General features: G+C 54.5%; 14 protein-coding genes. 7 read left to right on the top strand and 7 right to left on the bottom strand.

Going from position 1 to position 13,617, the window contains the following annotated elements:
• The first annotated feature begins 73 nt into the window (after window positions 1-73).
• From flhA to ACOOFE_RS11430, 6 genes are all read left to right on the top strand, one after another.
• Complete coding sequence (gene flhA / locus ACOOFE_RS11405; RefSeq protein ID WP_420415023.1) at window positions 74-2,164, top strand: flagellar biosynthesis protein FlhA; 2,091 nt, start codon at window positions 74-76, stop codon at window positions 2,162-2,164.
• Window positions 2,161-2,937: a flagellar biosynthesis protein FliR gene (gene fliR / locus ACOOFE_RS11410; protein ID WP_420415024.1), complete on the top strand. Its 777-nt coding sequence runs from the start codon at window positions 2,161-2,163 to the stop codon at window positions 2,935-2,937. Before flhA ends, fliR begins: the two co-directional genes overlap by 4 nt.
• A gap of 4 nt (window positions 2,938-2,941) precedes the next feature.
• Window positions 2,942-3,322 carry a flagellar biosynthesis protein R gene (locus tag ACOOFE_RS11415; protein WP_141186559.1) on the top strand — a complete coding sequence of 127 codons (381 nt, stop codon included), beginning with the start codon at window positions 2,942-2,944 and terminating at the stop codon, window positions 3,320-3,322.
• Window positions 3,323-3,419: 97 nt separating this feature from the next.
• Window positions 3,420-3,851, top strand: a complete 432-nt coding sequence (locus ACOOFE_RS11420; protein ID WP_420415025.1) for a rod-binding protein — start codon at window positions 3,420-3,422, stop codon at window positions 3,849-3,851.
• On the top strand, window positions 3,851-4,249 hold the full coding sequence (locus ACOOFE_RS11425; RefSeq protein WP_420415026.1) for a hypothetical protein: 399 nt from the start codon (window positions 3,851-3,853) through the stop codon (window positions 4,247-4,249). The genes ACOOFE_RS11420 and ACOOFE_RS11425 overlap by 1 nt, the downstream gene beginning before the upstream one ends.
• Window positions 4,246-4,704, top strand: a complete 459-nt coding sequence (locus tag ACOOFE_RS11430) for a hypothetical protein (protein WP_420415027.1) — start codon at window positions 4,246-4,248, stop codon at window positions 4,702-4,704. Before ACOOFE_RS11425 ends, ACOOFE_RS11430 begins: the two co-directional genes overlap by 4 nt.
• 438 nt (window positions 4,705-5,142) lie before the next feature.
• Here ACOOFE_RS11430 and ACOOFE_RS11435 read toward each other — a convergent pair whose 3' ends face one another.
• From ACOOFE_RS11435 to ACOOFE_RS11465, 7 genes are all read right to left on the bottom strand, one after another.
• Window positions 5,143-7,188 carry a M3 family metallopeptidase gene (locus ACOOFE_RS11435; RefSeq protein WP_420415028.1) on the bottom strand — a complete coding sequence of 682 codons (2,046 nt, stop codon included), beginning with the start codon at window positions 7,186-7,188 and terminating at the stop codon, window positions 5,143-5,145.
• A 140-nt stretch (window positions 7,189-7,328) separates the two neighbouring features.
• On the bottom strand, window positions 7,329-8,180 hold the full coding sequence (locus ACOOFE_RS11440; protein WP_420415029.1) for a DMT family transporter: 852 nt from the start codon (window positions 8,178-8,180) through the stop codon (window positions 7,329-7,331).
• A 134-nt stretch (window positions 8,181-8,314) separates the two neighbouring features.
• On the bottom strand, window positions 8,315-8,713 hold the full coding sequence (locus ACOOFE_RS11445) for a DUF2306 domain-containing protein (RefSeq protein WP_420415030.1): 399 nt from the start codon (window positions 8,711-8,713) through the stop codon (window positions 8,315-8,317).
• 139 nt (window positions 8,714-8,852) lie between these two features.
• Window positions 8,853-9,326 carry a hypothetical protein gene (locus tag ACOOFE_RS11450; RefSeq protein ID WP_420415031.1) on the bottom strand — a complete coding sequence of 158 codons (474 nt, stop codon included), beginning with the start codon at window positions 9,324-9,326 and terminating at the stop codon, window positions 8,853-8,855.
• Entirely contained in the window at window positions 9,305-9,733 is a 429-nt protein-coding gene (locus ACOOFE_RS11455; protein ID WP_420415032.1) for a type VI secretion system amidase effector protein Tae4, read from the bottom strand. Before ACOOFE_RS11455 ends, ACOOFE_RS11450 begins: the two co-directional genes overlap by 22 nt.
• A 301-nt stretch (window positions 9,734-10,034) precedes the next feature.
• Entirely contained in the window at window positions 10,035-11,168 is a 1,134-nt protein-coding gene (locus tag ACOOFE_RS11460; RefSeq protein ID WP_420415033.1) for an agmatine deiminase family protein, read from the bottom strand.
• Window positions 11,165-11,773: a pyridoxamine 5'-phosphate oxidase family protein gene (locus ACOOFE_RS11465; RefSeq protein ID WP_420415034.1), complete on the bottom strand. Its 609-nt coding sequence runs from the start codon at window positions 11,771-11,773 to the stop codon at window positions 11,165-11,167. Before ACOOFE_RS11465 ends, ACOOFE_RS11460 begins: the two co-directional genes overlap by 4 nt.
• 485 nt (window positions 11,774-12,258) lie before the next feature.
• Between ACOOFE_RS11465 and ACOOFE_RS11470 the strand changes: the two genes are divergently transcribed.
• Window positions 12,259-13,611 carry a substrate-binding protein gene (locus ACOOFE_RS11470; protein WP_420415035.1) on the top strand — a complete coding sequence of 451 codons (1,353 nt, stop codon included), beginning with the start codon at window positions 12,259-12,261 and terminating at the stop codon, window positions 13,609-13,611.
• The last annotated feature ends 6 nt before the right edge of the window (window positions 13,612-13,617 follow it).

Consider the following 13,617-nt stretch of genomic DNA (forward strand, 5'->3'; position numbering starts at 1 on the left):
ATGAACCGGAAAAAGCCTCGCGCAAGTTTGAGCAGTGATTTTTGCACCAGCAGACACGCGCAAGAGAGTAGGCATGACAGACACTTCCCTTACATCCGGCGTAGACGGGGTTCCAGAAAGCCGCCGGGACGTAGGCTTCGCACTTGGTATCGTGGTGATCCTGGCGGTTCTGTTTCTTCCGATTCCGACGTTTTTGATTGATGTGGGCCTCGCCATGTCGATTGCCCTGTCCGTGCTGATCCTGATGGTTGCCTTGTGGATCCAAAAGCCGCTGGATTTCTCTTCCTTTCCGACAATCCTGCTGATCGCGACGATGTTGCGGCTATCGCTCAATATCGCAACAACCCGGGTGATCCTGGCCAACGGCCATGAAGGTCTGACCGCGGCCGGGTACGTCATCAACGGCTTTTCCCAGTTCGTCATGAGCGGTGATTTTGTCATCGGCCTGATCGTTTTTGCGATCCTGGTTACCGTGAACTTCATGGTGATTACAAAGGGCGCAACCCGGATCGCGGAAGTCGGCGCCCGGTTTACGCTGGATGCGATCCCCGGCAAGCAGATGGCGATTGACGCCGACCTCTCAGCCGGGCTGATTGATGACAAGGAAGCCCAGAAACGCCGGAAGGAACTGGAAGAAGAAAGCTCTTTCTTCGGCTCGATGGATGGTGCCTCGAAATTTGTACGCGGCGACGCGGTCGCTGGCTTGATCATCACTGCTGTCAACATTCTGGGCGGCATTGTCATCGGGGTAACCCGCTATGACATGACCGTTTCGAATGCTGCAGATGTCTTCACCAAACTGTCCGTGGGCGATGGCCTGGTTTCCCAGATCCCGGCGCTGATCGTGTCGCTCGCAGCTGGTCTTCTGGTCTCCAAAGGTGGCACCCGCGGTTCTGCCGACAAGGCAGTTTTGGGGCAGCTCAGTGGTTATCCGCGGGCTCTGTTCGTGGCCGCAGTCCTGATGGGTGTTTTTGCTCTGATGCCAGGTCTGCCGATGCTGCCATTTCTATTGCTGGCTGGGGTTTTGGGTTTCATGGGGTATACAATCCCGCGACGCTTGGCCGCCCACAAAGATGCAGAAGAGAAAAAGCGGCAGGCCGCCGAACAAAAAGCCAGATCGGAAGAAAAAGACTCCGTCAAGGAATCCTTGAAAACCGCCGAGATAGAGCTGGTCCTTGGCAAGCAGTTGTCTGCAGAGCTTGTTGCAAATCATGGCGAGCTTTCCCGCCGGGTCGCCAAGATGCGGCGGAAGTTTGCTGAGCTGTATGGCTTTGTCGTCCCGGAAATCCGAGTTTCAGACAGCCTGACGATTGATCCGAAGAGTTATCAGATCAAGATCCACGGTACGATTGTCGCGGCACAGCAATTGAAGGTGGGCGAACTCCTGGTTATTCCTTCGGGAGATCAAACCTTGCCGGTCCCGGCGGATCAAACCCGCGAACCAGCCTTTGGCATGCCGGCGCTCTGGGTGCCGCCTGCCTACCGGGACGAATTGAAACGCTATGGTCTGGAACCGGCGGAAAACAACACGGTTGTTCTGACACACCTCAGCGAAGTGATCCGCAACAACCTGCCGCAGCTGCTCTCCTACAAAGACATGCGCAACCTGTTCAACCGGCTGGATCCGGAATACCAAAAGCTGCTCGATGACATTTGCCCGGCGCATACCTCGTTCTCCGGTTTGCAGGCGGTCATGAAACTGCTGCTGGCAGAACGGATATCGATCCGCAATCTCAACCTGATCCTAGAGGCGATTGCCGAGATCGTGCCGCACGTGCGCCGGTCCGAACAGGTGGTGGAACATGTGCGCATGCGTATCGCCCAGCAAATCTGTGGCGATCTGGCCGAAGGTGGCCCATTGCAGGTGCTGCGTCTGGGCAACCGTTGGGATCTGGCATTTCACAATGCGCTGAAACGCGATGCCAAGGGTGATGTCACTGAGTTCGACATTGAACCGCAACTGGTCGAAGACTTCGGATCGCAGATGTCGGACGCCGTCAAAAAACACATGAAGGACGGCCAGAAATTTGCAATCGTCGCAGCGCCCGACGCCCGGCCTTACGTGCGTATGATTGTGGAACGCATGTTCCCGACATTGCCGGTCTTGTCCCATCTGGAAATTGCACGCGGGGTTGATGTCACCTCTCTCGGAACCGTGTCGTGATCCCCGGCGGAATGCTCTTCAGCGCCTATGGATCCTCGCTGATCCTGGCCATATTCCTTCTGTTTTGCCGGATCGGAGCCTGCTTGATGGTGATCCCGGGCTTCGGTAGCAATCGGATCCCGATGCGGGTGCGTTTGTTCATCGCGCTGGCGATTTCCCTGGCCCTGTCGCCATTGCTGGCGGAGGACATCCAGGGGGCGTTGCCGGATGAAACCCTTGGCACCGTTTCCACCTTTATCGGTGCGGAGCTGTTGACCGGGGTGTTCATTGGGTTTCTCGGCCGGATTTTTCTAGCGGCTTTGGAAACCCTAACAACCCTGGTTTCCATGGCAATCGGCCTGTCCAATATGCCGGGCATGCCGATTGATGGTGTTGATGCGCTGCCGCCGGTTGCCAACCTCTTCACGCTCACCGCGACGGCCATGGTGTTCATTGCCGATCAGCATTGGGAGATCCTACGCGGGCTGGTGTCGTCTTATGAGGTCATACCGGCCGGTCAGCCGCTGGCCGCGGTCGCCAGTCTGGAACAGTTTGCCGAACAACTTGGGCGAACTTTTGTACTGGCGCTTCGGGTGGTCAGCCCGTTTGTCTTCTACACGATTGTGGTCAATCTAGCGATTGGCCTCATCAACAAACTGACACCGCAGATACCGGTCTATTTCATCTCACTGCCGTTCGTGATCGCGGGCGGCCTTTACTTCCTTTATCTCGTCGCAGCCGAAGCCATCATGATCTTCCTCGACGGGTACTTCACTTGGCTTCAACTAGGATAGTTCAATGGCAAGAACCAGTCAGGAAATCGAACGCATGTTCAAGATGCAGCAGCAGATATTGAAGCTGTCATCCTGGATCCTGCAAAACCTCGATGACCAGGCCTATCAGCTCAATGAAAAGGAGCGGCGGATCCTGACCGCGCTCTCTACCGGGGATCTGGCTCAGCATGACCGATTCATTGCCAATGCGGCCGCGCGTTTGCGGATGATCATCGAAGACATGGCCCGCATCAACTCCGCGCGCGAAAAGGTCAGCTCCGAATTCGACCGGCAACGGATGATGCTCAAGGTGATGTCGGAACGGCTGGCTGTGATGCGGGGCGAAGAACAACGCGCCGAGGATGAGCGTGATCTGCAAGAGATCCTGGAACGCCGGTATGGGTGAAATCCGCCTTCTAGTGCGCAAGCTTGCCGCAAGCTGCAGGCTCTAGAACTTAAAGAAATTCAAGACGCGGCATGTCCGCATGAGATGGAGACCGGCGATGGCTATTTCGCCCCCTTCAGATTTGATCCTGGATGTCGCCAAGGCGGCTGATCCGATGGAAATCAAACAAGCGGCCAATCGGCTAAAGACGATGGCTGCAACTGCAAGCGGCGCCGATTTTAGTTTGGCATTTGACTCAGCAAAAGCTGGCATTCCGGGTGCTGCGGCCTTCGATTTGTTCCGCCCGGGTAGTGCCGCGGAAACTCCGGCGCAGAAATCGCCGGCGGAAAAATTCGAGGCGATGATCCTCACCCAGTTTGTTGAAACCATGCTGCCGAAAGACGCCGAGATGGTGTTCGGCAAGGGCACTACCGGTGAAATCTGGAAATCGATGCTGGCCGAACAGGTTGCCGGTCAATTGGCCGCCAGCGGCGGTGTTGGTGTTGCCGACCTAATCTCAGATACTCTCACTCAAGGAGCTAAAACCTGATGGACACCGCACAGGACCTTGCCGAGCAAACCCCAAAGGCGAACCCGGCGGCTTCAGCGCCTCTGCTCGTTGCCGTTGAACGCGCCATAGAAGTGGTGGACGCTGAAACCAAGGCTTTGCGGGCTGATCCGACAACGGATCTGAAACCGTTTGAATACCGCAAGAGCCAGGCACTTTTGGACCTGACCCGCGCCCGGTCGGCCGTTCCCGCGCCAGCTTACACAGATGAGTTGAAGGACGGTCTGCGCGACTTCAAGGCAGCTCTGGAAGAAAACGTCAAACTTCTGGGATTGCATCTGGATGCGGTGTCCGAAGTTGTTCAAATCATGTCGCGCACGATGATTGATCAAGAGTCGGACGGTACCTATGAAGCGCCGTTCCCGGAGCCCGCCCGATGATGAAGATGCTGGCGGCAGGTCTTTGGATGTCGTTCACAATGCTGGTGTCCGGATATGGAACGGCCAAATACATCTCGGCTCAGAACCAGACTGGTCAGCCGGAAGAAACGGCCTTTGTCGGGCTTGATTACGAGACCTTGAAGCCAGTGAACGTGCCGATCCTGTTTGAAGGTGCTCTGCAAGGCTATGTGGTTGCCAAGCTAGTGTTCACCGCTGATGGCGACACGCTGCGCCGCTTACCTGTACCGCCGCATCCGTTCCTGGTCGACGAGGCCTTCCGGGCGCTTTATGCGGATGAAACCCTCGATTTCCGCAACTTGGAACGCTACGACCTCGACAGCCTGACCAAACATCTGAAAAAAGTGACCAACCAGCGCATTGGCCGAAAGGTCGTGCAAGATGTTCTGGTGGAGGAATTCAATTATTTCGACAAGGAGGATGTGCTGAGCCACTAGAGCCTGTCGCATCTGATTGATTTCATTTGACCGTGACACATTTGATCACTGGCTAGGCGGTTTGCGTGCGATGGTGTAATCACCATAAGCGCAAAACAACGACGCAAGTGATCAAATGTGTCCGGCCCTTATTCTTTGCCTTTTTTTATAGGGAAGGGTGCTGAAAAACGGCTCATCGGCAGCGTTGCGCCGCTCACCCGATCAACCAGATCGCGTTTCACGATCGCGCCTAGCCGAAGGAGCCGTTTTTCAGCATCAAATGAATTCAATTAGGTGCGACAGGCTCTATCGCTTCGGCAATCGTCCCTTGTCATCCGGTCTCCGTCCCGCCTCCCGGGCGACCAGCCGGCGTTTGCTTCGTGCAAGTGCCGGTTTTTTTGTTCTATTGGATTAGGAAAACGGTCCCGGCTCAAGGCCGGGACAGCGATATAGTGCGAATTAGGCTGCGGCCAAGCCGCGTTTTTCCAAAAGGGCATCGATTTTCGGGGCGCGGCCGCGGAAGGCGATATAGGCATCTTCCGGATCAGGCTTGCCGCCTGCTGAATAGATGTTGTCCAGCAGCTTTTGAGCTGTTTCCTTGTCGAAGATATCGCCTTTTTCTTCAAAAGCGCCAAAGGCATCGGCATCCATCACTTCCGACCACATGTAGCTGTAATAGCCGGAGGAATAGCCGTCACCGGAAAAGACGTGCTGAAAGTGCGGAATGCGGTGGCGCATCGTGATCGCCTTCGGCATGCCGATCTTTTGGAGTTCCGTCTTTTCAAATTCGACCGGGTCAAAGCTGGAGGGATCATCCAGAAGATGCAGATCCAGATCGAGCAGCGCGCAAGCCGTATATTCGACCGTGGCAAAGCCCTGATTGAAGTTGGCGGCGGCCAAAAGTTTGTCCAAAAGCGCTTTTGGCATGGCTTCGGCGGTCTTGTAATGAACCGCGAATTTGGACAGGACTTCCGGCTCCGACAGCCAGTGCTCATAAAGCTGGGAGGGAAGTTCGACAAAGTCGCGTGCGACCGATGTTCCGGAAATCATCGGATAGGTGACATTCGACAAGAGCCCGTGCAGCGCATGGCCAAATTCGTGGAACAGCGTGCGGGCATCATCAAAGGTCAAAAGCGTCGCTTCACCTTCCGCGCCCTTTGAGAAGTTCATCACGTTGACGATCACCGGTGTGATGTTGCCGTCGAGCTTGTGCTGAGAGCGGAACGCGCTCATCCAGGCGCCGGAACGCTTGGACGGACGGGCGAAATAATCGCCGAGGAACAGGCCCGCGTGGTTGCCGTCTGTGTCCAAAACCTCGAAGACGCGGACATCTGGATGATAGACCGGCATATCGTCTAGTTCACGGAAAGAGATACCGAAGAGGCGTGTTGCCGTATCAAAAGCAGCCTCGATGATCTTGTCGAGCTGCAGATAAGGTTTCAGTTCGGCTTCATCGAGATCATGTTCGGCCTTGCGGACTTTTTCAGAATAAAACCGCCAGTCCCAGGCTTCGATGTCATGGTTCTCGCCGAGGCTTTGGGCCATCTCACCGAGTTTTTCCGCTTCCTCATTTGCGCGTTTGACAGCAGGCGCCCAGACTTTGGTGAGCAGATCCCGGACATTCTCCGGTTTTTTGGCCATCGTGTCGTCGAGCTTGAAAGCCGCGAAATTTTCAAATCCCAGAAGCTTGGCTCTTTCTGAGCGCAGTTCCAGGGTTTCCTTGATGATCGCACGGTTGTCGGTTTCACCGCCATTTTCCCCGCGGGCGGACCAAGCCTTGAAGGCTTCTTCACGCAAACGCCGGTTGGTCGAGAACTGCAAGAATGGTTCGATTGAGGAGCGGGAGAGGGTGATGACATGTTTGCCGTCATGTCCACGCTCCTTAGCCGCCTCCGCAGCTGATGCAATCAGGAAGTCCGGCAGGCCCGCTCGGTCTTCTTCGGTTTCCAGAACCAGCTGGTACTCAGATTCGTCCTTCAAGACATTCTGAGAAAAGGACGTGCCCAGCGTTGCCAGTTTTTGGGAGAGGTCCGCCATGCGGGTTTTGCCACCGGCATCAAGGCCGGCACCAGCGCGCTGGAACATCTTGTAATATCGTTCCAGAACCTTGGCGTCCTCGTCGTTGAGGCCGAGCGTTTCTTGCTGATCCCAAAGAGTGGCAATGCGGGCGTAGAGTTTGGCGTTCAGCAGGGTATCCGAGCTGTGTTTGGCAAGCTTTGGTGCAAGATCGCGCTCAATCTTCTGCAGCGCTTCATTGGTGTGGGCGCCGGTAAGATTGAAAAAGGTCCGGGCGACCTTGGTCAGAACTTCGCCGGATTTTTCCATGGCAACAACGGTGTTTTCAAAGGTTGCTGCGTCCGCCTGATCCGCGATTTGGTCAATCTCGGTACGTGCTTCGGCCATCGACTTTTCAAACGCCTTTTCGAAATGGCTCGGCTCAATCTCAGAAAACGGCGGTAGCTCGAACGGTGTGGTCCAGTCGGAAAGAAGCGGATTGACGGTCATGAAAGTCCTCGAAGCAATCGGAAAATGTTTCCTCAGATATGGCGCGACAGAGCGCCGGTTCCAAGAGGCAATTGTTTTGATTGGATCTTATGCCCAATGGAAACTGCCTCAACACAAATGATCCGTGAGAATCAGGAAAATCAGGACCGTTTGAGCGCAAGTGACCCAAGGCCGGACAGGGCGATGAAAGAGAGACCGGCGAGGGCGATTGGGTCGGGCCAGTCGTCAAAAACCAAAATACCGAGAAGAGTTGCGGAAATCAGCTGTGTGTAGACCAATGGCGCGACAAGGCTGGCATCGGCCATCCGGTTGGCGACAACAAGCAGGTAATTGCCGCCGGCCGATCCAAGAGCGCTCGCCACAATTAGAAGCCAAAGGACGGTGTCATTCGGTGGCAGCGGTGAATTCAAGCCAATAGGGGTGAGCAGAAGCGTGCCGATAATAAGCTGCGAAACCAGCAAGACACTTGCGCGCATGGCCCCGGCCAGCAGTTTGGTCATGAAGAGATAACAGCCGTAAAAAATCCCGGCGAGGATCGCAAACAATGTCCCCGTCGACATGCCAAATCCGGGTTTGACCACCAAAAGAACACCGAGGAATCCAAGGCCGAGCAACAGCGAGTGGAGAGGTGTTGGCCGCTCTTTCAAGAAGATGATGGCCAGGATGTACGAGATGATTGGGCCGATAAAGAACGCACCAAAAACATTGGCGATGGGTTCCGTCTTCAGCGCTGTCAGGATTGAGCAAATGCCACCGGTGATGAAGACTGCGCGGAGAAGAACGCGCCAGTCTTTCAGTACGATCAAATCGCCCCAACTAAACCGCGCCAGCGGCAAGAGCGCCAAAGCTCCGATGGCAAACCGGGACCAGGCCACCACAAAGGGGGCGACACCTGCTTGGGTCAACAGTTTGCCGCAGGTGTCTCCAACAACCACCAAGGTGACGGCGAGAAAGACAGTGCCCGCAAGACGGCTCAGTTCGACTAAGGGCATGAAAACAACTTGAAAAGACGAGGAAGGATTTCTTCAGCGGTCCGTCATCAGAGGCCTAAAGATCTGCCTTGGCAAGGCCGGAACTGCGGTTTTGGTACGGTCTGATCCAATGCAAACCTTGCAAAAAAGAAGGATCAGCCGCCAAAGAGAACCTTATGCATCAGCCTGCCGGGCATGAAGGCGAAAAAACCAGCGATCACCAGCGCCCCGGAATAGAGCAAAATCATTGTTTTGCGATGTTCCGGCACATTTTTGTTCCGGGCTTCGCGAACGCCGTTGAGGACCCCAGCAAGTGCCAGCAGCGACAAAAAATGGATCGGACTGAACGGCCCCCAGAGGCGGATGTCATAGATGAAAAAACTCGACCCGGCCGTCCAAAGCATCAGGGCGATCCATAAGTAGCCAAGTGTTCTGTGCTGGCCGGAGCCCTTGGAGGCTGCGAGTTGATAGGCTCCCACAAAAAACGCAGATGTTGCAGCGATTGCATGGCTGGCGATCAGAAAGCCAGCGTTGAAGAGTGTTTCAGGTGCCATAAAGCCTCTGTTGGCAATCATTTGAAGATAAAGCAGCTAGCCTGATAAGATCGGCAGAGGTTAACAATACCAATGGTTCGGTTTGGCAACACCCAAAATGAGACATTGGATTCCGGATTTCCAAACCCATCCGAGCGAGCTATTTGCTTGCGGCGAACCCGTAGAAAAATTTACGGTCCATCCCAATGTTCCGGCACCACAATCCATCCCAGGCAACGCGATCAGTGGCGGTGATGCGCGACGTCGATAAGACCAGGCCTTGTGCATTGCTCAGGCAAATTTCTGTCTCATCCAGATTATAGTCTTTCCGGCGCTCCGCACTCACAATGGTGCCGGCGACGACGGCAATGGTTACGTTTTTGAACTCCGAAAAGGAATAAATCTGAAACTCATCTCCACTGCGCTGAAAGTAGCAAGGAACGCCAACGCCAAGCGATACCGGTACTTCCTGATCGTCAATCTTAAGAGTGCATACCCCGTCGATGTCCGACAGTTTAAGTTCCTTGCCGCCCCAATTGACCTCATCGAGGTCTTGGCCGAAGGCTTGGACGGATATCAGGCAAAGGAGGCCATAGATCAAAGCCGCAATTTTCAACTGATTTCCCAAAACCATACTTGTTTCCCGAGCGTGAACCAGGTGTTTTCGCCGCCTTTCAATATACGGCCATTCCAGACATCAATATGATCCCCGCCACTTTCCCAGCCATCTTTTATGAACACAATTCCGGACTTGTCAGCGAAGTCGCTCGCATTGGCTTTGCGATGAACACTATGGGTTCCGAATACAAGTGTTTGATCTTTCATCCATTTTGCTAGTTCTTCTGCGCGTAAGATATGCCGCGGAGAGTGTTTTAGCCCTGGGTAGCATTTTGCACCCCGAAAACTATCTAAATTAACCCCAGCGCCCCGCAAAGCAACGCTCATTCGAATAGCGCATTGGTTTTTGAATAACTTCCCGTCGCAGGGCTGAACAGGATAAGGATGGCTGTCCCAAAGATCTTGAAACTTCACTGTTGGCATGAGGTGCCTCCGAAAAATTAGGCTGCGCAGTTGTACAAAAGTGTTTTTCCCGGCGGGAAAATGGCAGTTCCGGGAAGTAACTCGATGTGCAATCAAAGATTGTTTTATCCGATAAAGTTGGACCCAGCAATGCTGCTGAATTTCACTTAAAGCCGGTAGGACGCCGGACCTCGATCAATTTGGGGCAGAGCAGCGGCGGACTACACATCATTCATATGATGTTATGACCCCTAACTTGGGACAGGGATTCAGCTTCCAGGAAGGGAGCAATGACCTGGATGTGCATTCACGCGTTACAGTTTCATACTGTTTTCGGTTGCTGCTGGGTGGCGCAATGAATGCCGCCGCCTGTTTCTCCAAGAGGGTCGACATTCAAGGTGATGACTTCGCGGCCCGGATGCAACGCCTTTAGCGTTGTAATAGCTTCCTGATCCGTCTCCGGGTCACCAAACTGGGCGCAGATGACGGCGCCATTACAAACATAATAATTGACGTAGGAGGCAACGAAATCTTCTGAAGTCACACGGGTGCGGTCAGGTGAGGGTATTTCGGTGATTTTTATGGGGCGGCCACGGGCATCTGTTGCTGACCTCAAGATGGATAGTGTTTTTCTGGCGGAGACGGAAAAGAAATCATCTTCTTCAGGATAAGGGACTTGGATGATGACTTCACCCGGCCGGACGAACCGAGCCAAAGCATCGATGTGATCGTCCGTGATGTCGTATCCGGGGACGCCTGGCGCCCAGATCATTTTTTCTGCGCCGTAGGCGGACAGCAATCTGTTTTCGATTTCAGCTTTGGAAAGCGCGTTCCTGTTGTCATTCACCCAGCAGCTTTCATGGGTGAGCAAAGTGCCGCCGCCATCCCATTCCACACCGCCAGGTTCGCCAAAAAGGCCGCTGGGATAGATCTCCAGGCCGAGCCGGTCCGCGACACGCGCAGCAATCTTGCCATCGTTGCCGTGAACCTGTTTGCCGCCCCAGCCGTTAAACTGAATGCCGGAGATGGCAAGACCGCCGTTATCGTTGATGACAAACAGCGGACCGGCATCCCGGCACCACAAATCGTCTGTCGGAATGTCCCAGACTTCGACCTGATCAGAAAGATGGCGGCGAGCGGTCGGCAAGTACTCTTTGCTCATGAGCATCACGACCGGCTCAAATTCGGCGATTGTGTTGGCGATATCGGCGATCGTTTGTTGCAGGTCTGCAAGGAACCAACGGTCCGGATGCACTGTGCTATTGACTGGCCACTGCATGAAGGTGCGCTCATGCTGCTCTTCTTCGGCCGGCACATAAAAGCCATCCGGTAATCCATGGATTGAAGCCCGTGCTGGCATAAGCGAACCACCTCCAGAAACTGCTGCCGTCATCAATGTGGCAGTTGCACCGCTTCGCTTCAAAAACTGCCGCCGTGAGAGCTTTGTCTTCGTCACCACATGGTTCCCTTCGCCCGGTCCAGCCATTCTGAATCATAGGTCTTGCCGTCGAAACTATCCCTAATTTCCTGAATGATCTGGCCCGGTGGTGGCACATCGTTTTTGGTGACCTGTTTGTCGGGGTTCCAGAGATCGGCCCGCATGATGGCGCGGGCGCATTGGAAATAGACTTCGTTAGTCGTTATTTCGATGACCGATCGTGGGTGTTCGCCTTCCTTTTCAAAGGAGGCCAGCAAAGCCGGGTCAACTGAAATGACCGCTTGTCCATTGATCCTGAGAACATTGTCCCAGCCGGGGATCATGAACATCAGCGACACACGGGAATCGCGAATGATATTGCGCAGGGAATCGATGCGGTTGTTGCCGCGCCGGTCGGGCATCTGCAGGGTACGTGGATCTTTTATACGTACGACAGGTCCGGCATCGCCGCGCGGGGAACAATCGAGCCCTTCAGGACCAGCTGTTGTCAGGGTGCAAAAACACGATTTTTCGACAATGTCCCGGTAGGCAGGTGTGAGTCGGTCTGTGACCTTGATCAGAGACGCTTCGCCCGGAACTCCATAATGATTTTCCAGTTCATCAATGGTTTTAACGATAGTCATTTTACACTCATAGGCTTGGCTAATTGGGCAGGAAATAAACAAATGCTGTTTTTATGGGCAGATTCGGAGACTGTCCAACGGTTGAACCGATGCTCTGATACCAGATTCTCATATAACTTTTGTCTAATAGGTCCCAAACAGGCTGATTGTAGAGGTTTACGTAAACGTTATAGTGCGGTGCAGCGTGTTGTGAAGCCGGATGGCTGTATTGGTCGCGCGTTGAATGTTTGCGCTGCATCATGAATGCTCTCTCATAAGCAGTATTTAGCCGGTGTTACTTCGAAAGTATTATGCGTCCTCGTAATAGGGCGATCCGATAGTCGTATTGCTGTCCAGTTCTCAACTTTTTTACAGTCGGCGCAGCTCGCAGTTTTGACTCAGAGGATCCGGATTACCGGACGGGGAACAGGTCGAACCTGCTGGCCGCTGTACAGCTATTGCAGGCATGCTCAAAGGGAGCATGTCATGCCTTTCGGGAGGAAAGAATGAGCTTAATTCGCAAACCCCTTAATCGCCGTTCAATCTTGCGCGCTGGCGCGATGGGCGGGGCTGCTCTTGCAACACCGACTATCTTTACCAGCAAAGCATGGTCAGCTGGATACTTGAATGAGCCGAAGGGCGCTGAAGTTATCCTGGGTTTCAACGTCCCGCAGACCGGCGCTTATGCCGATGAGGGCGCTGATGAACTGCGCGCCTATCAGCTTGCTGTTAAGCACCTGAACGGTGAAGGCGACGGCGGTATGCTGAACACTTTCTCGTCCAAAGTGCTGGGCGGTGAGGGCGTAAATGGGAAAAAGGTTGCCTATGTAACCGGTGACACGCAGACCAAGTCCGATGCGGCCCGTGCATCCGCTAAGCGCATGATCGAAAAAGACGGGGCGGTGATGATCACCGGCGGTTCGTCTTCTGGTGTGGCGATCGCGGTGCAGTCTCTGTGTCAGGAAGCTGGCGTCATCTTCATGGCTGGCCTGACGCACTCCAACGACACCACCGGCAAAGACCGCCGGGCTAACGGTTTCCGTCACTTCTTCAACACGGAAATGACCGGTGCTGCTCTTGGTCCGGTGCTTAAGAACGCATTCGGCTCTGACCGGAAAGCGTATCACCTGACCGCTGACTACACCTGGGGCTGGTCTCAGGAAGGGTCGATCAAGAAGTACACCGAAGCCATCGGTTGGGAAACCGCAGCTGCTGTCCGCACGCCGCTCGGCGCTGGTGACTTCTCCCAGTACATCACTCCGGTTCTGAACTCCGGTGCTGACGTTCTGGTTCTGAACCACTACGGCAAAGACATGGTGAACTCCCTGACACAGGCAGTTCAGTTCGGTCTGCGCGACAAGCAGGTCAACGGCAAAGATTTCCAGATCGTTGTGCCGCTGTTCTCGCGTCTGATGGCGCAGGGTGCTGGTGAAAACATCAAGGGCATCTTCGGTTCCACCAACTGGAACTGGTCACTGCAGGACGAAGGCTCCAAGGCATTCGTCAAGTCCTTCGGTCAGGAATACGGCTTCCCGCCGAGCCAGGCAGCTCACACCACCTACTGTCAGACTCTGCTTTATGCAGATGCTGCTCAGCGCGCTGGTACGTTTGAGCCTTGCGCAGTTGCTGCTGCTCTTGAGGACTTCGAGTTCGACGGCCTCGGCAATGGTCCGACCCTCTACCGCGGTGCTGACCACCAGTGCTTCAAGGACGTTCTGGTCGTGAAGGGTAAAGAAAACCCAAGCTCGCAGTTCGACCTTCTCGAAGTGGTTGAAGTGACCCCGCGTGCACAGGTTGAGTACGCACCGGACATGGCAGATGTCGCTGGTGAACTCGGCACTTGCAACAACGGCGCTTAATCGCCC

This window comes from Roseibium sp. (assembly GCF_965216085.1).
Taxonomy (GTDB): domain Bacteria; phylum Pseudomonadota; class Alphaproteobacteria; order Rhizobiales; family Stappiaceae; genus Roseibium.